Source organism: Planotetraspora kaengkrachanensis (assembly GCF_016862895.1).
GTDB lineage: Bacteria > Actinomycetota > Actinomycetes > Streptosporangiales > Streptosporangiaceae > Planotetraspora > Planotetraspora kaengkrachanensis.
The window spans coordinates 24,915-49,829 of record NZ_BONV01000026.1 but is presented as its reverse complement, the minus strand read 5'-3'; the positions used below and the strand labels follow the sequence as shown (position 1 = coordinate 49,829).

17 protein-coding genes are annotated in these 24,915 nt (G+C 69.9%); 4 read left to right on the top strand and 13 right to left on the bottom strand.

What is annotated here, in order from left to right; all coding sequences use genetic code 11:
- Positions 1–10: 10 nt before the first annotated feature.
- Genes Pka01_RS25270 through Pka01_RS25260 form a run of 3 tightly spaced genes read right to left on the bottom strand, consistent with a single transcriptional unit; the run spans position 11 to position 3,926 of the window.
- Positions 11–2,638 (bottom strand): ABC transporter permease, encoded by a 2,628-nt coding sequence (locus Pka01_RS25270; protein WP_203885361.1) that lies wholly within the window; start codon positions 2,636–2,638, stop codon positions 11–13.
- Positions 2,635–3,390: an ABC transporter ATP-binding protein gene (locus Pka01_RS25265; protein ID WP_203885360.1), complete on the bottom strand. Its 756-nt coding sequence runs from the start codon at positions 3,388–3,390 to the stop codon at positions 2,635–2,637. Before Pka01_RS25265 ends, Pka01_RS25270 begins: the two co-directional genes overlap by 4 nt.
- Positions 3,387–3,926, bottom strand: a complete 540-nt coding sequence (locus tag Pka01_RS25260) for a PadR family transcriptional regulator (RefSeq protein ID WP_203885359.1) — start codon at positions 3,924–3,926, stop codon at positions 3,387–3,389. Before Pka01_RS25260 ends, Pka01_RS25265 begins: the two co-directional genes overlap by 4 nt.
- 260 nt (positions 3,927–4,186) lie before the next feature.
- Here Pka01_RS25260 and Pka01_RS25255 point away from each other — a divergent pair, with 260 nt between their 5' ends.
- The 3 genes from Pka01_RS25255 to dacB all read left to right on the top strand — a co-directional run bounded on the left by Pka01_RS25255 (position 4,187) and on the right by dacB (position 7,401).
- Positions 4,187–5,134, top strand: a complete 948-nt coding sequence (locus Pka01_RS25255; protein WP_203885358.1) for a CAP domain-containing protein — start codon at positions 4,187–4,189, stop codon at positions 5,132–5,134.
- Positions 5,135–5,220: 86 nt separating this feature from the next.
- On the top strand, positions 5,221–5,757 hold the full coding sequence (locus Pka01_RS25250) for an FHA domain-containing protein (protein WP_203885357.1): 537 nt from the start codon (positions 5,221–5,223) through the stop codon (positions 5,755–5,757).
- Positions 5,758–5,853: 96 nt separating this feature from the next.
- Positions 5,854–7,401, top strand: coding sequence for a D-alanyl-D-alanine carboxypeptidase/D-alanyl-D-alanine endopeptidase (dacB, locus tag Pka01_RS25245; RefSeq protein WP_203885483.1), 1,548 nt, complete (start codon positions 5,854–5,856; stop codon positions 7,399–7,401).
- 80 nt (positions 7,402–7,481) lie between these two features.
- On the opposite strand, the gene ilvC is transcribed toward dacB, so the two are convergent.
- From ilvC to Pka01_RS25220, 5 genes are all read right to left on the bottom strand, one after another.
- Positions 7,482–8,468: a ketol-acid reductoisomerase gene (gene ilvC, locus Pka01_RS25240; RefSeq protein ID WP_203885482.1), complete on the bottom strand. Its 987-nt coding sequence runs from the start codon at positions 8,466–8,468 to the stop codon at positions 7,482–7,484.
- Between the two features lie 90 nt (positions 8,469–8,558).
- A complete protein-coding gene (gene ilvN / locus Pka01_RS25235; protein WP_203885356.1) occupies positions 8,559–9,083 on the bottom strand; it encodes an acetolactate synthase small subunit in 525 nt (174 codons plus the stop codon).
- Positions 9,084–9,135: 52 nt separating this feature from the next.
- Positions 9,136–10,929 carry an acetolactate synthase large subunit gene (locus tag Pka01_RS25230; RefSeq protein ID WP_203885355.1) on the bottom strand — a complete coding sequence of 598 codons (1,794 nt, stop codon included), beginning with the start codon at positions 10,927–10,929 and terminating at the stop codon, positions 9,136–9,138.
- Between the two features lie 660 nt (positions 10,930–11,589).
- Complete coding sequence (locus Pka01_RS25225) at positions 11,590–14,220, bottom strand: putative bifunctional diguanylate cyclase/phosphodiesterase (RefSeq protein WP_239115285.1); 2,631 nt, start codon at positions 14,218–14,220, stop codon at positions 11,590–11,592.
- A 458-nt stretch (positions 14,221–14,678) separates the two neighbouring features.
- Positions 14,679–15,611 (bottom strand): 2-hydroxyacid dehydrogenase, encoded by a 933-nt coding sequence (locus tag Pka01_RS25220; protein WP_203885353.1) that lies wholly within the window; start codon positions 15,609–15,611, stop codon positions 14,679–14,681.
- Positions 15,612–15,679: 68 nt separating this feature from the next.
- Here Pka01_RS25220 and Pka01_RS25215 point away from each other — a divergent pair, with 68 nt between their 5' ends.
- Positions 15,680–16,825 (top strand): PQQ-dependent sugar dehydrogenase, encoded by a 1,146-nt coding sequence (locus Pka01_RS25215; RefSeq protein WP_203885352.1) that lies wholly within the window; start codon positions 15,680–15,682, stop codon positions 16,823–16,825.
- A 129-nt stretch (positions 16,826–16,954) separates the two neighbouring features.
- On the opposite strand, the gene Pka01_RS25210 is transcribed toward Pka01_RS25215, so the two are convergent.
- The 5 genes from Pka01_RS25210 to Pka01_RS25190 all read right to left on the bottom strand — a co-directional run bounded on the left by Pka01_RS25210 (position 16,955) and on the right by Pka01_RS25190 (position 24,684).
- Positions 16,955–18,904 (bottom strand): VanW family protein, encoded by a 1,950-nt coding sequence (locus tag Pka01_RS25210; RefSeq protein WP_203885351.1) that lies wholly within the window; start codon positions 18,902–18,904, stop codon positions 16,955–16,957.
- 203 nt (positions 18,905–19,107) lie between these two features.
- Positions 19,108–20,616: an Asp-tRNA(Asn)/Glu-tRNA(Gln) amidotransferase subunit GatB gene (gatB, locus tag Pka01_RS25205; protein WP_275414507.1), complete on the bottom strand. Its 1,509-nt coding sequence runs from the start codon at positions 20,614–20,616 to the stop codon at positions 19,108–19,110.
- Positions 20,617–20,724: 108 nt separating this feature from the next.
- Positions 20,725–22,215 carry an Asp-tRNA(Asn)/Glu-tRNA(Gln) amidotransferase subunit GatA gene (gene gatA, locus Pka01_RS25200; protein WP_203885350.1) on the bottom strand — a complete coding sequence of 497 codons (1,491 nt, stop codon included), beginning with the start codon at positions 22,213–22,215 and terminating at the stop codon, positions 20,725–20,727.
- Complete coding sequence (gene gatC / locus Pka01_RS25195) at positions 22,212–22,511, bottom strand: Asp-tRNA(Asn)/Glu-tRNA(Gln) amidotransferase subunit GatC (RefSeq protein ID WP_203885480.1); 300 nt, start codon at positions 22,509–22,511, stop codon at positions 22,212–22,214. The genes gatA and gatC overlap by 4 nt, the downstream gene beginning before the upstream one ends.
- Before the next feature lie 91 nt (positions 22,512–22,602).
- Positions 22,603–24,684 carry a putative bifunctional diguanylate cyclase/phosphodiesterase gene (locus Pka01_RS25190; RefSeq protein ID WP_203885349.1) on the bottom strand — a complete coding sequence of 694 codons (2,082 nt, stop codon included), beginning with the start codon at positions 24,682–24,684 and terminating at the stop codon, positions 22,603–22,605.
- Positions 24,685–24,915 lie beyond the last annotated feature (231 nt).

The window sequence follows — 24,915 nt, the reverse complement described above, 5'->3', positions numbered from 1 at the left end:
CGTCCCGGCGTCACGCCGGTCTGCGCCGGGGCGCCGGGAGTGTCGACCTGGTGAACACGGCGCAGACGAGCGCGGCCAGCAGCGGAAGCCCCACCACCAGCAGCGCGATCAGGCTCCACGGGACGACGATCATCGGCAACGCGTGATACATGGCACGGATGCCGCCGACGGTGGACGCACTCCCCGGCGGGTTGGCCAGCGCCCATCTGACGGCGACACCCGGCACGAGGCCGGCGACGACTCCGACGATCGTGCCGACCAGCGCGACGACGAGGGCCTGCCCGGCCTTCACCGCCCGTCTCGTGCGGGGCGCGGCTCCGACCGCGGACATCACCGCCAGATCCGGCCGGGCCTCCGCCGCCGCGAGTGCGGTGGCGACGAAGCTCATGCCCAGGACCAGTACCGCCGCGGCCGGCCCCAGCAGAGCGAGGATCGGGGTGTCGTCCGGAGTCTGCGGCGCCTCGAGCTGGCCCGTCACCTGCGGAGTGAGGGCTCTCAGATCCGTCATCAGCCGCCGTGCCATATCCGGTGTCATCCGGAAGTCGGCCGGATCGACCACAAGGTACGAGGTGGCCGTCGTGTAGCCGTGCTTCGTGACCGTCTCTGGCGCGACGACGACGTCCGCATAGGTCCGCGTGCTCGCCCGCACTCCGATGGCGGGAAGGATCAGAGCAGGCCCCTTATCCGAGCTGCTCTCACCGGCTTTCAGCAGATCGATCTCGACCTTTCCGTCACGGACGGCCGCTGGATCCAGGACGACGGCCTTCCCCTCGCGCAGGGCCGACACCGCGGCGGGGTCATCCCGGCCGAGCACGTAGTGGAGCAGTCGCTCGTCGCCGATGAGTAGTTCTTCCGGGGAGACGGGCTCCGCGGCGCCGGTGGAGATCCGCCCTTCACCGGACGACGTCTCCGGCATCAGGATATTCGCGAAGACCTGTTCGTCTGATCCACTCACCACGGACTTCACCTCGGTGATCGGCACCCCGGCGGGGAGTGCCGCACGGACTGAGGCCCTGACGCGGCCCCACAGCTCGGTGCCCAGTTCGTCGCCCCGGACCCACCACCCCCCCGCGGGTCCCAGAGAATAGCCGAGGGGCCGGTCAGGTACATCGGACAGAACGCTCCTCCATGCCACGCCCCACCCGGTCAACAAAGTGACGGCGATCATCACCGCCGCGACGGCGGGAACCGTACGGCCGCGATTGCGCGCCGCATCCCGTACGGCGAACCTGAGCGTGAAAGGGAGCATCCCCGCGAGGCGGCTCACCCTGGTGATCAGCCACGGCAGCGCCGCGATCAGCCCGAGTTGGGTGAGCAGGGCCGCGGCGACCACCCGGGAGACGCCATGACTGGCGGCGAAGACCGTGGCGGTGAGCCCCATGACGATGAGCACGAGCCCCAGCACCGGCCGGCCCGCCCGGTCCCTGCCAGGTACGCGCCTACCGGTGAGCACCGCGACAGGGTTCGTACGGCTCGCGCGCTGGGCCGGGGCGAGGGAGGCCAGCAGTCCGGCTGCGGTGCCCATCGCGACGATGACCGCCACGATCGCCCAGGGCACCGTGAAAGTCCCTGCCAGTTTCCCGTAGAAGTCCTCGAATCGAGGCAGACCCACTGCCGCCACGACGATGCCCGCAGCCGCTCCGATCACCGAGGCGCTGACGCCGAAGAGCAGCCCGTCAGCGAGGGCGACCGTCCTGAGCTGCCGCGGCGAGCCCCCTTGGACTCCGAGAAGGGCGAACTCCCCGGTCCGCCGCCGCTGGCCCACCGCGAACGCGGCTCCGGCAAGAAGGATCACCTCCAGCAACATCATCGCGATCCAGGGAACTGCGTAGAGGACGGTTTCACCATCGACATGGGACTGGTCACCGGGTGCCGACTCATCGGGCACCGCCCGGCTGACGGCCATCGCCCCTCGCAGATTGAGACTCCGGACGTCCGCCCAGGACACCGGCTTCTGCGTGTCCACCAGCCAGGACACCGTCGTCTCCGGCCCCCGGAGGAGACCGGCGGGCAGGGTCCCGGGGAACGCGATGAAGCTCGCCTGCGGTCCCGACGTCGGCCATAACAAACCGGCTCCCACAACGCGTAACGGCGCGCGCCCCGGACCGGCGAACAGCGTCTGTCCGATCTTCACTCCCCTGCGCAGGGCGTCCCTGGATATGACCACCTGGCCCGGCGCGTCGGGCAACCGCCCGTCCACCAGGCGGTAGGTGCCCTGGAAGAGCGGATCCCGCAGGTCTGCCTGACCGACGTATTCGGAGGTGTAGCCCTGGGGAGTCAGGTAGCGAAGGGGTCCCTCGTCGATCCGGACCGTACGGCTTCCGGGCCCGAACATCCCCGTGATCTCTGCCTCCGTGAACGGTCTCGCGTCCCCAGCCGACTCCTGCCGTTCGCTGTTGCCGCGTCTGTCCTGGGAGACATGCGTCCATTCAGGCGACCCCCACAGGCGAACGTCGGCCCGGCCCAGAGGCCTCCGATCAAGGGGGCCGTCCGAACTCACGTAGGCGTCCAGGATGGTGACGAGACACGTCGCGACGAGGACGGGGATTGCGATCATGGTGAGAATGAGCGCGCTGCGCCGCTTGGCCCGCCACGCGTTCCTGCGGGAGATCCGGAGCGCGACCCTGAAAGCGCTCATCGCGCGCTCACCAGGCCTGCCGCGGCCGAGTCGACGATCTGCCCGTCCCGCAGGAACACGACGCGGTCGGCCCACCCGGCATAGCGAGGCTCATGGGTGACCAGAAGGACGGCCGCGCCGGCGTCGGCCCTGGCGCGGAGCAGACGCAGGATGTCATCACCCGCCGCGGTGTCGAGCGCGCCGGTCGGCTCGTCAGCCAGAATGAGCCGCCGCTCCCCCACCAGCGCGCGGGCGATGGCCACCCGCTGACGCTGCCCCCCGGACAACTCCTCGGGGAAACGGCCGGCCAGATCCGCGAGGCCGATCTCGCCGAGCACCGCCCGGGCCTCCTGCCTCGCCTTCCCCGTACGGACCCCGTCCAGCTCCCTCGGCAACATGACGTTCTCCACCGCCGTCAACGACGGAATGAGGTTGAGATCCTGGAACACATAACCCACCCGCCGCCTGCGCAGGGCGGCCAGCCGCGACGGCGGCAGAAGATCCAGAAGCTCCCCCTCCACCATGACTTCACCGGACGTCGCCCGATCAAGACCGCCGACGATGTTGAGCAACGTTGACTTACCTGATCCCGACGGCCCCATCACCGCGATGAGCTCACCCGCCCGGATCTCCAGGCTGACCTCTTTCAGCGCGTGGACGAACTGCGTCCCCTCGACATGGACACGGCTGACATCGGCCAACTCCACGACAAGATCACGACCGGGGTCTTCCTCGGCGGCAGGTGGGACGGGGGACAGATCACGATCGATCATTGCTTTTCCTGGGGGTGCTGAAGGGATCTACGGGAGAGGAAGGCCTCGCAGTGGTCGAGCCAACGCAACTCGGCCTCGGCCTGGAAGATCTTGGAATCAAGGATCAGCGTCTGCGCGGTGCCGAGCGGAGGGTCCAGGCCCCGCTTGCTCCGGGTGAGTTCCTGCAGGGTGCGCATGGTGGCGGTCCTCTGCGCCTGGACGACCTGCGCGACGTCGACTCCGGGGGCGGTGACGGCCATGGCGAGCTTGATGGCGAGCTCGTCGCGCGGCCGTTCGGTCTGGGTGATGGGCGTGGCGAACCAGCGATCGACTTCGGCCCGCCCGTCCGAAGTGATCGAGTAGGCGATCCGGCCCTGTTCGTCCTGCTCGCCGGGTGCGACGAGACCGTCCCGCTCCATGCGCGACAACGTCGTGTAGACCTGGCCGATGTTCAGCGGCCACGTCGCCCCCGTCGACGCCTCGAACTCGGCGCGCAACTGGTAGCCGTGTCGCGATCCCTGACGTAGCAGAGCGAGCAGTCCGTGCCGGATCGACATGAATACTGAGTATGCATACTCAGTATTCATCGGGCAAGCCCGCCAACGAGATCAGGCGTCCTCGGCGGTGCGCACAACCGCTGGAGAAAACGGTCCAGAGGCCGTCCGTAGGCCGCGTCCGGAGTGACTCATGTGATCTCTGAGGCGGTCCTACTTGGGCGATATTTCAGAGAGACGAGCGATTTAGCAGGACAAATGCGGTCCGAGCGCCCCATAATGGCGATTTGCATCCAGCGTCGAACCCCCACTGGAGAAAGATCGTGAAGAGAGCGCTCGGAGCGATCCTGTGCGTCGGAAGTCTGGCGGCCTGTGGCGCCCAGACGACTTCCACCCCCACCGCGGCGCCCGTCGCCAACGCGCAGGCCGAGGTCTCCACCAGCCCCACCCCGACGCCGTCCCCGTCCTCCTCCCCCAGTGCGACGGCGGGGAAGAACTGCCGGGTCTTCGCCGGGGTGCCGTCCCGCGCCTCCGACGGGAAGATCCGTGCGGCGGGCTCGCGCGCAGGTTGCGTCGACAAGGCGACCTTCCAGGTCCGCGTCTGGCGGGTCGCGCCGGGGAACGACCGGATGACGAAGATCGCTTCCAAGGCCACCGTCAACGCGAAGCTGACGGTCGCCCTCCCCTGCGCGAACGGCGTGTTCTACACGACCGTCACCGACCAGAAGGGACACACCGGCACCTCGAAGCAGATTCGCGTGGCCTGCCCCGCGCCTCCCGCCAGCACCCCCACAGGCGGCTCGACTCCCTCGGGCGGCAGCTCAGGGGGCACCTCGGGATCGGGTGGAACCTCGGGCGGGTCCTCCTCGGGCGGCTCCTCCTCCGCCGTCGGCACCGCCGTCGAGCAGGAGGTCGTGCGCCTCACCAACGCCGAGCGCGCGAAGGCCGGATGCCGTCCGCTCAAGGCCAACGCGAAGCTCCGCGCCGCCGCGTTCGGCCACTCGGCCGACATGTCGGCACAGAACTACTTCGACCACGACTCCAAGAACGGCAGGACGTTCGTCGACCGCATCAAGGCGGCCGGTTACTCGTTCTCCGCCGCCGCCGAGAACATCGCCAAGGGCTACAGCAGCGCCGCCGCCGTCGTGGACGGCTGGATGAACAGCTCCGGGCACCGGGCGAATATTCTGAACTGCGCCTATACGGAGATCGGCGTCGGCTACGCCAAGGCCGGCGGCCCGTACTGGACGCAGGACTTCGGCAAGCCCTGACCGAACCCCGGGCAGGAGCACCCCGAAAAGGAGATAATGCAGGGATCTTCTGGACACTCCGCGCGCGTGCGTCGGATACTCCAATCATGAGTTCTCCCCCGGTTCGCGCCTCTGACGGGGATCGCGAGCGTGCGCTCAGCGAGCTTCGCGACCGCGCCGCCGAGGGTCGGCTGTCCATGGAGACCTTCGTCGGCCGGGTCGACATGGCGTTGCGGGCTCGAAGCCGCGGCGAGCTGGACGAGCTGATCGCCGACCTGCCTCACCGCGGCCGCTGGCGCCGGCGCATCACGGAGGCGGTCGGCTCGGTGTCGGACTTCACCCACCGGGTCGAGGCCGCGTGGCGCCGGCCCCGCCTGCCGCGTCTCGCCCTGCCGGTGGACAACCGCGCCCGCTACGTCGTCGGCAGGGGGACGACCTGCGATCTCGTGCTGACCGACCTGACGGTCTCGCGGGTCCACGCCGAGTTGCGTAAGGACACCGACGATTCGTGGACGCTGGTCGACCTGGGTTCCATGAACGGGACCAGGCTGAACGGCTGGCGGCTGGCCGGTCCCGCGCGAGTGCGGACCGGCGACGAGATCGCCTTCGGGGACTGCGCCTTCCTGGTGGCCGCGCAGGCCTGATCGCCCCTCATCCGGGAACAGATACGCATATTTCCGTATTGAGGTGCCGTCGAGAATTCTCAATGATCGCGAAAGGCCTGTCATTGGGGGTTGATTGTGCGGTTGTCACGACGAAGCTCGATCGCGCTCGTGGGAGCGGTTCTCGTGGCGGGGGTCGCGGGTTCCGGGATTCCGGCGAGCGCTCTTGATCCGGCGCCCGGCGTCAGCGATCTGACGCACGACCTCGACCAGATACTCGACGACCCACGGCTCGCGGTCGCCCAGGCCGGGGTGGTCGTGAAGAGCGCGGAGACGGGCGAGGACCTCTACTCGCTCCAGCCGGGCAAGCTGTTCATCCCGGCGTCCAACACGAAGCTGGTCACCTCCGCCGCCGCGGTCGAGACGCTGGGCCTGGACTACCGGTTCAGCACGACGGTCCTCGCGACGTCCAAGCCGGGGCGCTCGATCAAGGGCGACCTCGTGCTGAAGGGGACGGGCGACCCCACCATGCTCGCCGCCGACTACGACGCGCTCGCCGCGAAGGTCGCCCGGTCGGGGGTCAAGGAGGTCACCGGCCGCCTGGTCGCCGACGACACCTGGTTCGACGACGTACGGCTCGGCGCCGACTGGACCTGGGACGACGAGCCGTACTACTACGCCGGCCAGATCTCCGCGCTGACCACCTCGCCGGACACCGACTTCGACGCCGGATCGGTGATCGTCTCGGCTGACCCGGGGAGCGCGCCGGGCAAGCCCGCCAAGATCACCACCACCCCGCCCACCGACTACCTGAAGATCGTCAACAAGGCGGTCACCGGCACGACGACCAATGCCGACATCACCCGTGAGCACGGCACCAACACGGTCGTGATCAGCGGCACCGTGGCCGACCGGTACGAGGACTGGATCTCGGTGTGGGATCCCACGCTCTACACGGCGTCGCTGTTCCGTGCCGCACTCGCCAGGCACGGCGTGCGCGTCCACGGCCCCACCGTGCGCGGGGCCGCACCCGGCGACGCCACGACGGTGGCCGATCACCGATCGATGCCGCTCGGCGAACTCCTCGTGCCGTTCATGAAGCTGAGCAACAACATGCACGCGGAGATCCTGACCAAGGCAATGGGCCGCAAGGTCTCCGGCCAGGGCACCTGGGCCGCCGGACTGGCGGTGACCTCGGCGTTCGCGCAGAACAACGGAGTCCCGAGCGCACGGCTCCGCGACGGCTCGGGCCTGTCCAGGATCGACGGCCTCACGCCGTCGGGCATCGCCTCGCTGCTGGTGAACCTCAGGGCCAAGCCCTGGTTCCAGACCTGGTACCGCTCACTTCCCGTCGCCGGCGAGAGCGAGCGGTTCGTCGGCGGGACCCTCAGCGGCAGGATGGCGGGCACCGCGGCGGCGGGGAACGTCCACGCGAAGACCGGGTCGCTGACCGGAGTCTCGGCGCTTTCCGGCTACGTGACCAGCGCCGACGGCGAGCCGCTCGTCTTCTCCGTGATCTCCAACGGATACCTCTCCGGGTCGCCGAAGGACCTGGAAGACAAGATCGCCGTCCGGCTGGCCGAGTTCAAGCGGTCGACCGCGGTCGACGGCGCCTCGGTCCTTCGGGTGAACCCGCCCGTGAGCGGCGACCTCGAGTGTTCGTGGCGCAAACCCGTCCAGTGCTGAAAGCGCGACGCGGCGCCGCCGAGATCGGCGGCGCCGCGTCGTCGCACTGCGTCGGGCCGGCGTGATACCGGCGCCGCGGGCTACTCGCCCTTCAACCAGCTCATCATCGGGCGCAGCTTGGCACCGGTCTGCTCGATCGGGTGCCCCGCCAGCTCCTCGCGGAACTTGTTGAACTCCTTCTGACCCGAGTCGAACTCCTCGACCAGCTCACGCGCGAAGCGGCCGTCCTGGACCTCGTCGAGGATGCGGCGCATCTCCTTCTTGGTCTCGGCGTTGACCACGCGCGGGCCGCGGGAGTAGCCGCCGTACTCGGCGGTGTCGGACACCGACCAGTACATCTTGGAGATGCCGCCCTCGTACATCAGGTCCACGATCAGCTTCATCTCGTGGAGGCACTCGAAGTAGGCGACCTCAGGCTGGTAGCCGGCCTCGATCAGCGTCTCGAACCCGGCCTTGATGAGCTCGGACACGCCGCCGCACAGCACGGCCTGCTCGCCGAACAGGTCGGTCTCGGTCTCCTCGGTGAAGGTCGTCTTCAGCGCGCCCGCCCGGGTGCCGCCGATGCCCTTGGCGTACGACAGGACCAGCGGCCACGCCTTGCCGGTGGCGTCGCGCTCGACCGCGACGAGAACCGGAACGCCGCGCCCGGCCGCGTACTGCCGGCGGACGAGGTGGCCCGGGCCCTTGGGCGCGACCATGGCGACGTCGACGCCCTCGGGCGCCTCGATGAGGCCGTAGCGGATGTTGAGGCCGTGCCCGAAGAACAGCGCGTCGCCCTCGACCAGGTTCGGCGCCACGTGCTCGGTGTAGAGATGCCGCTGGATGTGGTCCGGCGCGAGGATCATCGTGAGGTCGGCCTCTTCGACGGCCTCGGAGGGCGTGAGCACGCGCAGGCCGTCGGCCTCGGCCTTCTCCCGGCTCTTGGAACCCTCGGGCAGGCCCACCCGGACGTCGACGCCGGAGTCGCGCAGGCTGAGCGCGTGGGCGTGGCCCTGGCTTCCGTATCCGAGGACGGCGACGTGGCGGTCCTGGATGATCGACAGGTCGGCGTCGTCGTCGTAGTAGATCTCAGTCACTTGCTTGCCTTTCGGAATCGGATGGTCGCGCTCGCTCGGCACGGGCCCGACCACGTGCGTACGGCTGTGCGGCGCGTACGGCTAGGCGATGCGGTCGAGCGCCCGCAACGATCGATCGGTGATGGAACGGGCGCCCCGGCCGACAGCCACCATGCCCGACTGCACAAGCTCCTTGATGCCGTACGGCTCCAGGACCTTGACGAACGCGGCCAGCTTGTCGGTCGTGCCGGTCACCTCGATCGTCACCGCGTCCGGGGCGACGTCGACGCAACGGGCGCGGAAGAGGTTGACCAGCTCCAGGACGTGGGACCGGCTCTCGGAATCGGTCCGCACCTTGATCAGCATCAGCTCGCGCTGCACCGACTGGACGTTGTCCAACTCAACGATCTTGAGAACGTTGACCAGCTTGTTGAGCTGCTTGGTGACCTGCTCGAGAGGGAGGGCCTCCACGTTCACCACGATGGTCATCCGTGAGATGTCATGGTGCTCGGTCGGCCCGACGGCCAGGGAGTCGATGTTGAACCCGCGCCGGCTGAAGAGCGCGGCGACCCTCGCCAGGACTCCCGGCTTGTTCTCGACCAGCACGGACAGCGTATGACGACTCATGCCACCCACCTCTTCATGGCGCCCTCGGCGCAGGCCCCTTCGCCCCGCTCGCTCATTCTTCGTTCTCCCACTTCGGCGCCATGTCACGTGCGTACTTGATGTCGTCGTTGCTGGTGCCGGCCGCGACCATGGGCCAGACCATCGCGTCCTGGTGGACGACGAAGTCGACCACCACGGGCACGTCGTTGATCTCCATGGCCTTCTGGATGGTCGCGTCGACGTCCTCCGGCCGCTCGCAGCGCAGGCCCACGCATCCGTATGCCTCGGCCAGCTTCACGAAGTCCGGAATCCTCTTGACCCTCTGCAGGTCCGTGTTGGAGTAGCGCTCGTCGTAGAACAGCGTCTGCCACTGCCTGACCATGCCGAGGTTACCGTTGTTGATGACCGCGATCTTGATCGGCACACCCTCGATCGCGCAGGTGGCGAGCTCCTGGTTGGTCATCTGGAAACAGCCGTCGCCGTCCACGGCCCACACCGTGGCGTCCGGCCGTCCCATCTTGGCGCCCATCGCGGCGGGGACGGCGAAGCCCATCGTTCCGGCGCCGCCCGAGTTGATGAACGACCCCGGGTTCTCGTAACCGATGAACTGCGCGGCCCACATCTGGTGCTGGCCGACGCCCGCCACGTAGAAGGCGTCCGGCCCGACGATGGCGCTCAGCCGCTCCATGACGTACTGCGGGGCGAGAGACCCGTCGTCGTACGACTCATAGCCGAGCGGATAGGTCTGCTTGTATCCGTTGAGCAGCTGCCACCATTCGGAGTAGTCGCCCTTGCGGCCCTCGTCGCGTTCGTTGCGCATGATCGTGACGAGGTCGCCGATCACCTCACGGCAGTCGCCCACGATCGGCACGTCCGCGTGGCGGTTCTTCGAGATCTCCGCCGGGTCGATGTCGGCATGGATGATCTTGGCGTTCGGCGCGAAGCTGGACAGCTGGCCGGTCACCCGGTCGTCGAACCGCGTGCCCAGCGCGATCAGCAGGTCGGAGCGCTGCAGGGCGCCGACCGCGGAGACGCTGCCGTGCATGCCCGGCATCCCCATGTGCTGAGGGTGACTGTCGGGGAACGTCCCTCGCGCCATCAGCGTGGTCACGACGGGAATGCCGGTCAGTTCGGCGAGCTCGATCAGCTCGGCCGAGGCGTGCGCCTTGTGCACGCCGCCGCCGACGTAGAGGACCGGGCGCTTGGCCTCGATCATCAACTTGGCGGCCTCACGGATCTGCTTGGAATGCGGCCGGGTGACGGGACGGTAGCCGGGGAGCTGCATGACCGGCGGCCACGAGAACTCCATCATGTCCTGCAGCGCGTCCTTGGCGATGTCCACCAGCACCGGGCCCGGACGGCCGGTCGACGCGATGTGGAACGCCTCGGCGATCGTCCTGGGGATGTCCGCGGCCTCGGTGACGAGGAAGTTGTGCTTGGTGATCGGCATGGTGATGCCGGAGATGTCCGCCTCCTGGAAGGCGTCGGTCCCGATCAGCGGCGTCGGGACCTGACCCGTGATCGCGACGATCGGCACCGAGTCCATGTAGGCGTCGGCGATCGGGGTGACCAGGTTGGTCGCCCCCGGCCCACTGGTGGCCATGCAGACCCCCACCTTGCCGGTGGCCTGGGCGTATCCCTCAGCAGCGTGGCCTGCGCCCTGCTCGTGCCGTACAAGCACGTGCCGGACCTTGACCGAGTCGTAGAGGGGATCGTAGGCGGGGAGCACTGCGCCGCCCGGGATCCCGAACACCGTGTCGACCCCAACGTGCTCCAGGGCTCGAACGAGAGCCTGGGCACCTGTCATCTGTTCGGTCATCGGCTCGTTCCTTGTGGCTGAGCTTGTCTGCTGGGCTTGCGATGGCATAAAAAACGCCCCATCCGCTTAGCGGAGCTGGGGCGCGCGCAGGACTGAGACTTCGTCAGGCTGCGCGCCTGCGAAGTACTACGAGAATCCCATCGCGATGCATGGCTACACCATGTCCGATCCCGAGCCCTCACGTCAAATCATCTGGGACGGAAGTCTCAGCATCCGGGATGGTGTGTTTATTGCTCTGCGCTTGATTGCCTCGCCTCCGGCTCGGCGGGCTCGGGGCGCCCTGTTTATTGCGCTCGCTCCGCTCACGCGGGCTCGGGGCGCTCTTTTTGGCGATGTCTTCCCTCGTCGTTCGGGGTCGCTCGTACCTCGCTCCCCGCTCACTCCTCAGTCCAGACACCGCCGCGCCCCTCGCGTGACGGTTGCGCACCGCAGGTCACTCGCCTTTGCTCCTCGCTCGTTCCTCAATCCAGGCACCGCCGCCCCCTCGCGATACCTGTGGGGTGCACAAGAGCTGCGGATGCCGCTGTCGACGTATGAGCAACATGGAACGCGAGGGGCGCGGCCGGGGTCTGGACTGAGGAACGCCCGCAGCGAGGAACGAACGAGGACGTGACGAGGGAAGACCCGGCCTCTAGGGCGCACCGAGCCCGCCGAGCCGAAGGCGAGGCAATCAAACACAGCGCCCGCCGAGCCGAAGGCTCGGCAAAATCAAGCAGTGTTCTGGAGGGATGTCCGCATGAGGGAGTCGACGCCGCGGGCGGCCATGGGGCGGCCGACCAGGTAGCCCTGGCCGCGGGTGCAGCCCATCTCCCGCAGCAGTTCGAGCTGCTCGGGCCGCTCGATCCCCTCGGCGACGACGATCAGGCCGAGATCATGGCCGAGCCGTACGATCGTGCGGGTCAGCAGCGTGAGCGTCTCGTCCCGGCCGAGCCCGGAGACGAACGACGGGTCGATCTTGATCATGTCGACGGGCAGCTGGCGGAGGAACGCCAGCGACGCGTAGCCGGTGCCGAAGTCGTCGATCGCGAGCCGCACCCCGAGGGCGCGCAGTTGCGACAGCTTGTTGATCGTGTCCTCGGCGTCCTCGACGAGCATCTCCTCGATGACCTCGAGGGTCAGCGCGCTGGCGGGCAGCCCGCTCTCGGTGAGCGCCTGGGAGATCGTCTCGACGAACCCCGGTGCCGTGATCTGGCGCAGGGACAGGTTGAGCGACAGGCCGATGTCCAGCGAGGAGGCCCGCCACGCGGCCACCTCGTTGCACGCCTCGCGCAGAATCCACTCGCTCAGCGGCACGATGAGGCCCGTGTCCTCGGCCGGCCCGAGGAACTGCTCCGGCGGCACGAACTCGCTTCCCCGCCACCAGCGGACCAGCGCCTCCACTGCGGTGACGCGGGAGGTCGCCAGGTCGACGACGGGCTGGTACTCGATGGCGAACTGGTTGTCGAGCAGTGCCCTTTGGAGGTCGGCCGCGATCTCCAGCCGCCGTACGACCTCGGCGTGCATCTGCGCGGCGAACACCTCGACCCGCCGGCCGCCCAGTTCCTTCGCCCGGGACATCGCGACGTCGGCGTTGCGGAGCAGGTCGCCGGCGGGCAGGCCGTCCTCTGCGAACGCGACGCCCACGCTGGCGGTGAGGGCCATGTCGCGGTCGGCCACCCGGAAGGGCTCGGACGAGACCGCCCGGACGAGCCGTTCCGCCAGGTCGATCGCGGTCTGGGCGTCCGCCCCTGAGGAGACGCCGCCCTCCAGCAGTACCGCGAACTCGTCTCCGCCCCAGCGGGCCAGCGTGTCGTCGGCGCGTACGGCGGAGCGGAGGCGGCGCGCGGCCTGGCCGAGCAGGTAGTCGCCGCTGGCGTGGCCGACCGAGTCGTTGACGCCGGTGAAGCCGTCGAGGTCCAGGAAGATCACGGCGGTACTGCCGGAGCCCCGGCGGGCGAGGACCTCCCGGGCGCGCTCCTCGAAGTAGGCCCGGTTGGGCAGGCCCGTCACGCCGTCGTGGAAGGTCAGGTGGGTGACCTGGTTGCGCAGCGCCACCTGGTCGCTCATGTCCCTGACGCTGACGAGGATCAGGTCCTCGTTCCGTACGTCCCGGGTGGCGACCGACTCGGTCGGCCGCCAGGTGCCGTCCGCCGCCCGGACCCGGCAGGCGATCCGGCAGGTCCCGTGCCCGTCGGCGTCCTCGAAGGCGGTCATGCGCCGCAGCAGCGCGTGGATGCCGGGCACGTCCTCGGGGTGGATGTAGTCGAACATCGGGTGGCCCTCGAGGTCTTCGGGGCAGTAGCCGTACGTCTCCTGGACGGCCGCGCCGATCTCCCTGATCACGCCGTCGTGATCGCATATGAGAACGAGGTCGCCCGCGTTCTCCGCCAGTTGGCGGAGTTGCCGCTCGCCGACGTCGACGAGGCGGCGCATGCCCGCGGTCTCCACCAGGAGCACGAACAGCCGGCCGAGCAGGACGAGGACGACGGAGGCCGCGACGGCGGAAAGGGCCGCGTCCCGGTCGCCGCCGACCGCTTGGACGGCCACCGCGACGGTGGCGACGGCCACCAGCACGAGCGGCGTGGCGGCCGTCACCGCGGCCGGCAGGGGCTTGCGGAAACGCCGCTGGTCGAGCCACGGCGCGACGGCGAGCAGGAGGAAGGCGGCCGGCGCGACCAGGACCGTCACCATGGGCGGGTCGTCGCCGCTGAGCCGGGCCAGGGCGGTGCTCACCTCGGCCACGGTGACGGCCCCGAGCACGATCACACCGGCGAGACCGACGAGCCGGCCTCCCGACCGGGCGGCGGCCACGGCGGGCGCGACGGCGCAGGCCGCGAACAGGCAGACGATCGGCAGCGCCAGGGTGGAGATGAAGGCTCCGGGTTCCTCCGCCTTCTGGAAGGCGGGTCCGAGCAGCAGGACCCAGCCCAGCGTGAAGATCGACGCGGCGCCCAGGTAGGCGTCCGCGGCCTGCCTGAACGCGCTCCTGCTGTAGGCGGAGGGGGTGACGGCGGTCCCGCAGCCGATCGAGATCAGCACGGACCCGACGAGAAGCAGCAGGTCGGCGAAGGTGAGCACGAAGGGGGTGCCGTCGGCGACCGGGCGCAGCCCGATGCCGACGAGCCAGGTCAGGGTGCCCATCGCGAGCCAGCGCGAGGCGGCGGGCCGCAGCCCTTGCCCCGGCTGGGCGCGGGAGGCGGCCAGGAACAGCGAGATCGCGGCGAGAAGGCCGGCGGCGACGCCCGCCACCGCGGCGATCACGGACGAGGAGCCTCCGCCGATCAACGCGGCGGTGAGCCCGACCGCGCCGAGTCCGGCCGCGGCGGTGAGCGAACCCCTCGGGTTGCGCCTGCCGTCCACGCGTATCGCCCCTGTGTCCCTTGTCCCTGTAGCCGTCTGTGCAACTGTCTCCGCGGCCGTCGCCTCACGGCCAGGGCCGGCGGCTCCGGACGTCAGCGCGTCCACCGTGTCCGGTGGCTCCGTTTCCGGCACCCTCAGGTCCGGTGCCGGTGGATCCGGCGCCGCCTCCGGAGGTGGAGCCGCGTCGGCGTCGTCTCGCCCGGCGGGGTGTGATGTCACTGCCCCTCCCGTCCTCGACCCGGCTTTACTCTCCATGTCACACGGCCAGTCTGCGCACACTGCCTGATCTGAACGGCGACAACCGGCGAGTCGTCACCGATCTGATAACCGGCCGCGCGCGACGAGGTTCACCGTACGCACTACAGGTCACGGAGCAGCCACGTTCCGGATTCCTTAATGGACCAGTCAGGACTTCCAGTCAAGTGCCTGGTCGCCCGTGTCGTCCCGAGCTGGAGCGCTCAGTAATGACCCGTGATCATGTTAGCGAGTCTCTCGCCCGTCATGTATCTGATGACCTGCGCCCGCACGAGCGCGCGTGTCCGCCGCAGGGACGCCGGTGAGCTGCCGGCGACGTGCGGGGTGATGAAAGCCCCGGGTGCGGTCCACAGGGGATGGTCCGCGGGCAGCGGCTCGGGGGAGGTCACGTCGAGGGCGGCGCGCAGCCGTCCGCTCTCGAGTTCGGCGACCAGCGCGTCCGTGTCGACGACGGTGCCGCGTGCGGCGTTCACGAGCACCGCCCCGTCCTTCATCCGCGCGAGGAACCGGGCGTCCACCATGCCCACGGTGCCGGTCGTCACCGGGACGAGCAGAACGACGACGTCGGCGGAGGGCAGCAGACCGGCGAGGGCGTGCTCCCCGTGGACGCCCTCGCGCGCGGTCCTCGCCACGCGGACCACGTCGACCTCGAACCCCGCCAGGCGGCGTTCCACGGCCTCACCGATCGAGCCGTACCCGACGATGAGGACGGTGGAACCGTCGAGGACGCCGGTGTGGTGGTAGGTCCACTCGCGCCGGGCCTGGGCCGCGGCGAACCCCGGAAACTCGCGGAGCACGGCGATGGCCGCGCCGACGATCCACTCGGCGGTCCCGGCGTCGTGCACGCCGCGCGCGTTGCAGAGCATCGCCCCCGCCGGGACGTGCGGGAGGTACGGCTCGACGCCCGCGGTCACGGTCTGCAGCAGGCGCAGTCCCGTCATCCGGCCGAGGAGCCCGGGGATGTCGGGCACCGGGACGAGCGGCGGCACCCAGATCTCCACCTCCTCTGGCGAACCCGGCGGCGATCCCTTGCCGTCGTAAACGGCGCATTCGATCTCCGGAGGATCATCCGGGAATTCCTTGGGCAGATCGGACAACACGTCGGCGAGGTCCTGCGAGGCGACCCAGATCTTCACATGAACAAACCTAGGGAACCTTCGCGGCGAAACGCGAGTATGGAAGGGACGAGGGAGGTCGCGAAGACATGGTGAAGACGGGCCGATTCACACGGGCGCTGGCGCTGGCGCTGGCCGTGACGATCACGACGGCCACGGCATGCTCCGCCGCGCCTGTGGCGCCGGCGGCCGGCGGCGGTGCACCGGGACAGGGCGGTGCCCTGACGCCCGCCCCGCTGGAGGGATCGGCGCAGGCGCGGCCGTCCGGGTCGCCGCGCACGCTGGTGACGGATCTCGCGGTGCCCTGGGCCATCGCGTTCCTGCCCGGCGGCGACGCGCTCGTGACGGAGAGGGACTCGGCCAAGCTCGTCCGGGTCACCCCGCAGGGCCAGGTGTCGGACGTCGGGGTGATCGAGGGCGTTTCGCCGGCCGGGGAGGGCGGGCTCCTCGGCGTGGCCGTGTCCCCGAGCTTCGCGACGGACCACTACGTCTTCGTGTACTTCTCGGCGAACGGCGACAACCGGGTGGTCCGCTACCGGTACGACGGCGGCCTGTCCGATCCCGTCCCGCTCGTCACCGGCATCCCGAAGGGGTCGATCCACAACGGGGGCCGCCTGGCCTTCGGACCGGACGGCTACCTCTACGCCTCGACCGGCGAGACCGGCGAGCGCGGGCTCTCCCAGGACAGGAACTCCCTGGCCGGCAAGATCCTTCGGATGACCCTGGACGGCAAGCCCGCGCCCGGCAACCCCTTCGGCACCCTGATCTGGTCGTACGGCCACCGCAACGTCCAAGGGCTGGCCTGGGACTCCGGTGGCCGCATGTACGCCACGGAGTTCGGCCAGAACACCTACGACGAGATCAACCTGATCGAGAAGGGCCACAACTACGGCTGGCCCGACGTCGAGGGCATGGGCGGAGGCGGGAAGTACACCGATCCGCTGCTCACCTGGTCGACCGACGAGGCGTCGCCGTCCGGGCTCGCGTACGCCGACGGCTCCCTGTGGGCGGCGGCGCTGCGCGGCCAGCGGCTGTGGCGGATCCCGCTGAACGGCGAAGGCCGGGTCGGGCGACCCGAGGCCCTCTACGCCGGGGAGTACGGCCGGCTGCGGGCGGTGGTCACCGCGCCCGACGGGAGCCTGTGGGTCGGCACCAGCAACAAGGACGGCCGCGGTGCGCCCCGCCAGGGCGACGATCGCATCCTCGTCGTGCCGACCGGGAACGCCGGCGGCTGAGCAACGGTGCCGGGCGTGCATGATCACGCCCGGCATCACCCAAGGTCGGACCGGATGATCGCGAATCTGTGCATGATCACGCCCAGCGACGGCCCAGGCCGGACCGGGTGATCCCGAATCCGTGCATGATCACGCGGGAGGGGCGGGGCAGGTGACGGCGGACTGGGGGTGGTAGACGGTCGTGAACGACTGCCGGTCCTCGGCCTTGCCGTCCCGCTTGAGGACCCGTGTCACCTCCGCCGTGAAGCCCGGCTGCTCGGGAGCCGGCACGCAGTCCGGCCCGCTCCCCTCAACCGGCGCGAGGTGGAGGAACCGGGTCTTGACCGGATCGCGGACCTCCACGTCGTACCGCTTGGTGCTCCACAACGACACGACCAGCGCCGTGTCGCTCGCCGAGGCCTGGATCAGCACGCCGTACGGACTGTCGTTGGTCCATTTCAGGTCCGGCCCGGGATAGGACACCGCGGCGTCCAACCCGGCCGGATACTGCGGCAGGTAGACGTCGGGGGCCGTGCGCTCGATGCCCCCCAGCCCCGCGCGCACCACGGCGTTGAGCATCGTGGTCGCGACCTGGCTCATGCCCGCGACGTCCGAGCCGGTCTCGCCCCGGATCGCGGTGACCATGGCGACTCCGCTGAAGCCGCCGACGGCGTCCCGCCTCCCGACGTACTCGTTGAACGAGAACGTCTCCCCCGGCCGGACCAGATGGGTGTCCAGCAGGCGGGCGGCGGCCTGGATGTCGGCCACCCGCGGCTGGCAGCAGGCGTAGGAGGTCGTGAACTCGCTGATCTTCTCCTTGACGCCCATCTTCAGCACGTCCGCGTCCGTCACGACCGGCGGGGCGGTGACCAGCGTCACTGGCACGGTACGGCTCCCGCCGCCCATCGCCTCGATCACGTTGACCGCCAGGCGGCCGGTGTCGACCCGCTTGCCCGCCCGGGCGTGCACCAGGACCGGCTTGCCGTCCTCGATCGTGAACGTGGCGTTCCTCGCCGCGGTCTCGTCGGCGACCAGGCGGTGCTCGAAGCCGACGGCGGCGGCCGCGGCCTCGAACCGGGGCTTGAGGGAGCGGCCCTCAGGCACGAACGACAGGTGCCCGGCCAAAACAGCCGGAGGGAGCTGGACGGACTTCGCGCCGATGGTCAGCGTGATCGGCTCGGCGACCGCGCGCTTCGCCCACGCCACGGCATCCTGGACGGCGGCCCGGTCGACCTGGGGGTCGTCCTTCACGGCCGCGGCCATCACCGTGACGTCCGGGCTGAGATAGGCCCGCTGGATGTCCCTGGCCACGATCGTCTTGTCGATCCCGTTGCCCGGATGCGGATAGACCGGCACGGGGATCGTCCCCTTGAACTTGACGCCGCCCTCCTGCACCGGGTCCTCGAGGGAGGCGCCGACCTCCTTGGCCACGGCCGCCTCCAGCTTGACCTGGTCGACCGCGACCACCGGCCTGATCTCACGGCCTCCGAAGATCGACCCCACGACCTGCGCCGGGCTGGGGAAGCCGGTCGGCGCCTGACGCGCGGTCGCTTCCGCGTCGAACTGGAGACCCGCCTCGATCGGGTCGACGGGAATGCGGTGGGTGCCCTGCCGGACGACGACGGGCGAGCGGGTCTGGGTGTACAGCTTCTCCTGCAGGCTCAACGCCGCGTCGGACACGCTCTGCCCGCCGATGTCGACGCCGAGGACCGTGGTTCCGGGCAGGATCCGGCCGGACATGGAGATCGCGGGGACCAGATAGGCGAGCAGCAGCAGGAGGACCAGGCCGATGACCGTGTAGCGCAGCGTCCGCCGTTTCGGTTCGGGTCCGGCTTCGAGCGGGGCGGGCTCCTCGACGATCGTCTTCTCGATCACCGGCCAGAGCTCGACGGGGGTCGCGGGCGGGGGGAGGCTGCCCTGCGCCGCGGCCGACGGCCCGGGTGCGGACGGCCCCGGCCGTTCGCCGAAGATGTCGGCGGAGACGCCGGGAGGCAGGGCGGAGGCGTTCGACCGGACCGGATGCTTCTTGGGCGGATCGGAGGCGGGAACGGCCGACAGCGGATCCGTCGGCGGATCTATGGACGCTCCGGCGTTCCGCACGCCTCGGTCTCCTCCGGCTCAGGGGCAACTCCGTTCAGCCAACCCTAAAGCCTGCCTTGTAGATATGTCATGAAACAACAACGTTCCGTGTGCCAGGCACTCGCCGGCACAACAGCGTCACCGTACGGAACATCTGTCATCGAGGTCTCGTCGCGGTGTGAAGCCCCGCCGCGAGCGGCGTCGCCGCTCGCGGCGGGCGGGACCTATCCCTCGACGCCGAGCTTCTCGAGGATGAGCTCGCGGGCCCGGCCGGCGTCGGCCTTGCCGCGACTGGCCTTCATGACCCCGCCGACCAGGGCGCCCACAGCCGCGATCTTGCCCGATCGCACCTTGTCCGCCGCGTCGGCGTTGCCCGCCAGCACCTGGTCGATGATCGCGGACAGTTCGCCCTCGTCGTTGACGATCCGCAGGCCCCGGCTCTCGACGACGGCCTCCGGAGTGCCCTCTCCGGCCAGCACGCCTTCGAGCACCTGGCGGGCCAGCTTGTCGTTGAGCGCCCCCGAGGCCACCAGCTCGGTCACCTTGGCGACGTCGCCGGGTGTGATGGGCAGGTCCGTGAGAGCGGTGCCGCCCTCGTTGGCCCGCCGGGCCAGCTCACCCATCCACCACTTGCGGGCGTCCGCGGCCGGGGCGCCGGCGGCGACCGTCGCCTCGACCAGTTCGATGGCGCCGGCGTTGTGCATGGCCGCCATGTCGAGGTCGGAGACTCCCCACTCCGCCTGGAGGCGGGCCCGCCGCACGGACGGCAGCTCGGGCAGCTCCGCCTTCAGCTCCGCCACCCACGCGGGATCGGGCGCGATCGGCACCAGGTCGGGCTCGGGGAAGTACCGGTAGTCCTGCGCCTCCTCCTTGGACCGGCCGGACGTGGTCGCCCCGGTGTCCTCATGGAAGTGGCGGGTCTCCTGGATGATCCGCCCGCCGTCCGCCAGGATCGCCGCCTGCCGCTCGATCTCACCCCGGACGGCCCGCTCGACGCTGCGCAGCGAGTTGACGTTCTTGGTCTCGGTGCGGGTGCCCCATTCCGAGGATCCGCGCGGCATCAGCGACACGTTGACGTCGCAGCGCAGCGAGCCCTCCTCCATGCGGACGTCGGAGACGCCGAGGGAGCGCAGGAGCTCGCGCAGCTCCGTGACGTACGCCCTGGCCACCTCGGGGGCGAGCCGGTCCGTCCCCTCGACGGGCTTGGTGACGATCTCGACCAGCGGGATGCCCGCGCGGTTGTAGTCCACGATCGAGTAGTCGGCGCCCTGGATGCGGCCGGTGGCTCCGCCGACGTGGGTGGACTTGCCGGTGTCCTCCTCGAGGTGCACCCGCTCGATCTCCACCCGGATGGTCTTGCCCTCCACCTGGACGTCCAGGTAGCCCTCCGTGCACAGCGGCTCGTCGTACTGGCTGATCTGGTAGTTCTTCGGCATGTCCGGATAGAAGTAGTTCTTCCGGGCGAACCTGCACCACTCCGCGATCGAGCAGTTCAGCGCGAGGCCGATCCTGATGGTCGACTCGATCGCCTTGGCGTTGGCCACCGGCAGCGAGCCGGGCAGCGCCAGGCAGACCGGGCACACGTGGGTGTTGGGCGGGGCCCCGAACGTCGTCGAGCAGCCGCAGAACATCTTCGACGCGGTGCCGAGCTCGACGTGCGTCTCCAGTCCCAGCACCGGCTCGAAGCGCTCCAGCGCCTCGTCGTACGGCATGAGCGTGTCAGTGCTGCTCACAGGTAAGCCCGTCCCTTCACTGCGTTCCTCGCATCGGCGAACCGGTCCGCGCACACGGGGACCGGAACCGCGAGATCGATTTCGTTGATCATGCGCCGTCCCTCCCCTCTAGAGCGCGGGCGCCTTGGACAGCAGGGGGCCGCCCCAGCGGTCGTCGAACGCCTTCTCCACCGCCGCGCCGACGCGGTAGCACCGGTCGTCGCCCAGCACCGGAGCCATGATCTGCAGGCCGACCGGCAGCCCGTCCTCGTCGGCGAGACCGCACGGCACCGAGATCGCGGCGTTCCCCGCGAGGTTGCTCGGGATCGTGCACAGGTCCGCCAGGTACATCGCCATCGGGTCGTCGGCGCGCTCCCCGATCGGGAACGCCGTCGTCGGCGTGGTCGGCGAGATCAGCACGTCGACCTGGTGGAAGGCCGCCTCGAAGTCACGCGAGATCAGCGTGCGGACCTTCTGCGCCTGGCCGTAGTAGGCGTCGTAGTAGCCCGACGACAGGGCGTAGGTGCCCAGCATGATCCGCCGCTTGACCTCGGGCCCGAAGCCGGCGGCCCGGGTGAGCGCCATGACCTCCTCGGCGCTGCGGGTGCCGTCGTCCCCGACGCGCAGGCCGTAGCGCATGGCGTCGAAGCGGGCGAGGTTGGACGAGCACTCCGAGGGGGCGATCAGGTAGTACGCCGGGAGCGCGTAGCCGAACGTCGGGCAGGAGACCTCGACCACCTTGGCCCCGAGGGACTCCAGCAGATCGACCGTCTCGTGGAACCGCGCGAGGACGCCGGGCTGGTATCCCTCGCCCCCGAACTCCTTGACCACGCCGATGCGCAGGCCGGCGACGTCCGCCTGCCTGGCGGCCTCGACCACCGGCGGGACCGGCGCGTCGATCGAGGTCGAGTCGAACTCGTCGTGCCCGGAGAACGCCTCCTGCAGCAGCGCCGCGTCGAGCACGTTGCGGGCGAACGGGCCCGGCGTGTCCAGCGACGACGCGAACGCGATCAGGCCGTACCGGGAAGAGCCCCCGTAGGTCGGCTTCATGCCGACGATGCCGGTGACGGCGGCGGGCTGACGGATCGAGCCGCCCGTGTCCGTGCCGGTCGACAGCGGCGCCTGGTAGCTGGCGACGGCCGCGGAGGAGCCGCCCGACGAGCCGCCGGGGACCCGGGACAGGTCCCACGGGTTGTGCGAGGGGCCGTACGCCGAGTTCTCGGTGGACGAGCCCATCGCGAACTCGTCGAGGTTGGTCTTGCCGAGGATGACCAGCCCGGCCTCGCGGAGGCGGCGGGTCACCGTCGCGTCGTACGGCGGCCGCCAGCCTTCGAGGATCTTCGACCCCGCGGTCGTCGGCATGTCCTCGGTGGTGAAGACGTCCTTGTGGGCGATGGGCACACCCGCCAGCGGGCCGAGCTTCTCGCCCCTGGCGATCCGCTCGTCCACGGCGCGCGCCTGTGCGAGCGCCCGCTCGGCGTCGACGTGCAGGAACGCGGAGACCTTCGAGTCGACCTCGGCGATCCGGTCGAGGTGGGCCTGCGCGACCTCGACGGCGGAGGTCTCCCGGGAGGCGACGAGCCGTCCCAGCTCCGCGGCCGTCTTGTGAGTCAGGCTCATGCTTCCTCCCCCAGGATCCGCGGCACGCGGAACCGGTCGTCCTCGACGGCGGGCGCGCCCGAGAGCGCCTGCTCCGGCGTCAGGCAGGGCCGTACCTCGTCGGGACGGAACACGTTGGTCAACGGCAGAGCGTGCGAAGAGGGCGGGATGTCTCCGGCCGCGACCTCCGCGACGCGGGCTACCGCGCCGACGATCTGGTCGAGCTGGGCGGCGAAGTGGTCGAGCTCCCCCTCGTCCAGCGCCAGCCGGGACAGCCGGGCGAGGTGAGCGACCTCATCGCGGGTTATGGCGGACATGAGTCGTCGAACCCGTTTCATGGATGGAGATTGGACCTTCCCATCCTAGGGCTCGTCTCCTAGCGGGACCGACCCATCGCGGCCGGGCAGGTCAATGGGGCGCGAGTCGCGCCCGGTCGGCCGCACGCGAGACGAACGCCGGGCTCAGGCGGGAGCGCAGCCAGACGGCGGTCTCCGTGGCCGACATGGGCTTGGCGAGCCACCGGCCCTGACCGGCGGGACAGCCCATCTCCCGCAGGATCGCCGCGATCTCCAGTGACTCCACGCCCTCGGCGACGGCCCGCAACCCCAGGGACCTGACGAGGTCGACGATGGACCGGACGATCTGCTCGTCGTCGTCGGACTCCGTCATCCGCCGGACGAACGACGCGTCGATCTTGACCTCGGAGACGGGCAGCCGCTGGAGGCGGACGAGCGACGAGTAGCCGGTGCCGAAGTCGTCGAGTGAGAGGTGGACGCCCATCTCCGCGAGCGTCTTGATCGTGTCGGCGATGTAGGCCTGGTCGGTCATCAGGACCCGCTCGGTGATCTCCAGGCGGATCGCGTCCACCGGCAGGCCGAGCTCCTTCAACCCGGACTCCAGCTGCTCGGGCAGGTTGGAGTCGAGCAGGTCGCGCGCCGACACGTTGACCGAGATCGGCACGCCGATGCCGGCCTCCCACCACTGCCCGGCCTGGGCCAGCGCCTTCTTGATGACGTACTGGGTGATCTCGCGCATGAGGTAGGACTGCTCGGCGAGCGGGATGAACTCGACGGGCGAAACCGGGCCGCGCAGGGGGTGCCACCAGCGCAGCAGGGCTTCGACGCCCTCCACCGTGCCGTCGCTCAGCCTGACCTTGGGCTGGTAGTGGAGGTCGAGGTCGCCCGACTCGATGGCCATCCGCAGGTCGCCGAGGAGGCTCAGCCGCTCGGGCGAGTTGCGGTCCTTGTCGGACGCGTAGAACTCCACGCCCGTCCGGTGCTCCTTGGCCAGGTACATCGCCACGTCAGAGCGTTGCAGCAGCAGCTCGAAGTCGGGCGCGTGGTCGGGGAAGAGCGCGATGCCGATCGAGGCGTCCAGATCGAAGGTCATCCCCTCCAGCCGGACGGGCTGGGTCAGCGCGACCCGTAACCGCGAGGCGACCTCCTTGGCCGCGTGGGCGTCCCGGATGGACGGCAGGAGCACGGCGAACTCGTCTCCGCCGAGGCGGGCGACCATGTCTCCCGGCCGGACGCTGTGGCTGAGCCGGTGGGCGACGAGCTGGAGCAGGCGGTCCCCGACCGGGTGTCCCAGCGTGTCGTTGACCTCCTTGAACCGGTCGAGGTCGAGCAGGAGCAGGCCGACGCGCTCGTTCTCGCGCGCCTCTGCGAGCGCCTCCATCGTGTGCAGGATCAGCATCTTCCGGTTCGGCAGGCCGGTCAGCCCGTCGTGGGTGGCCTGGTGGTCGCGGCGCAGCGACAGCGTGGCGGTGAAGTGCACGGCGGCGAGGGGCGCCACGAAGAGCGGCACCAGGGCCGACGAGTGCGACATCACCACCGCGACCAGGGGCGCCAGCCCGAGGAGTGCGCCGTAGACGAGGGCCTGCGGGCCGATCGACGCCTTGACGACGCGCAGGATCGGCTTGCGCTCGTGCAGCGCGACCGCGGAGCAGACCAGCGAGGCCCGGACCACGAAGTAGGCGAACGCCGCCAGGGCGAGGGCCGGGATGTCCATTCCGTCGGGGGTCCAGGGGGCCTCGGTGCGCGGGTGGATGCCGAACGCCGCGAAGGCGACGGCCGCCGCCGTGCAGGCCAGCGTCACCTGGGCCATGTTGAACATCACACGGTGCCACGCCCTGCGGCGCAGCCCGCCGCTGACCACCACCGCGACGGCCTGCATCAACGCCGCCGTCGGCAGGCCGTAGTGCATGAGCACCGCGAAGGTGAACATCGCGGACGTCGGGGTGCCGCCGACGGGGTTGGAGGAACTGACCATGACGGGACGCAGCTCGCCCAGCACGACGAGGACGGCCAGCATCCAGAACAGCGGGGTCCGCGCGGCGTCCGCGAGCTCGCCGACGCCGAGCCGCACCTGAGCCGCGATCAGGGCGGCGAAGCCCAGGACGATGACGGCCGTGAAGTAGCCCCACAGGGGCGAACCGGGGCGCGGCCCGGTGTCACGCGCGTCGGCCGGGGCGATCTCAGAAGTCACCATGAGACTGCCGGAACGGGCAATCTCTGCACATGGCCAGAGATTGCTAGATATCGCCATAGGTCAGAAACCCCCCAAGAGGTCACTATGGGAGGGTACGGCCTCTGGGCCACTTCGCGAAACCGGTTGGGCACGGTCCGTTACGGTAGATTTCCTAAGATCCCCTGACAAAAGCCGCGAGGATTCGCGAAAAATGGCCGGTTTCGGGCAACCCCAAAGCGCCGCCTGGCCGGT

Excerpts from the sequence above, each read along its gene's own strand:
- Pka01_RS25190 (WP_203885349.1), bottom strand. The coding sequence starts at position 24,684 with ATGGTGACTTCTGAGATCGCCCCGGCCGACGCGCGTGACACCGGGCCG.
- gatA (WP_203885350.1), bottom strand. The coding sequence starts at position 22,215 with ATGAGCCTGACTCACAAGACGGCCGCGGAGCTGGGACGGCTCGTCGCC.
- gatC (WP_203885480.1), bottom strand. The coding sequence starts at position 22,511 with ATGTCCGCCATAACCCGCGATGAGGTCGCTCACCTCGCCCGGCTGTCC.
- Pka01_RS25215 (WP_203885352.1), top strand. The coding sequence starts at position 15,680 with ATGGTGAAGACGGGCCGATTCACACGGGCGCTGGCGCTGGCGCTGGCC.
- Pka01_RS25265 (WP_203885360.1), bottom strand. The coding sequence starts at position 3,390 with ATGATCGATCGTGATCTGTCCCCCGTCCCACCTGCCGCCGAGGAAGAC.
- Pka01_RS25270 (WP_203885361.1), bottom strand. The coding sequence starts at position 2,638 with ATGAGCGCTTTCAGGGTCGCGCTCCGGATCTCCCGCAGGAACGCGTGG.
- ilvN (WP_203885356.1), bottom strand. The coding sequence starts at position 9,083 with ATGAGTCGTCATACGCTGTCCGTGCTGGTCGAGAACAAGCCGGGAGTC.
- Pka01_RS25230 (WP_203885355.1), bottom strand. The coding sequence starts at position 10,929 with ATGCCATCGCAAGCCCAGCAGACAAGCTCAGCCACAAGGAACGAGCCG.
- Pka01_RS25260 (WP_203885359.1), bottom strand. The coding sequence starts at position 3,926 with ATGTCGATCCGGCACGGACTGCTCGCTCTGCTACGTCAGGGATCGCGA.
- Pka01_RS25250 (WP_203885357.1), top strand. The coding sequence starts at position 5,221 with ATGAGTTCTCCCCCGGTTCGCGCCTCTGACGGGGATCGCGAGCGTGCG.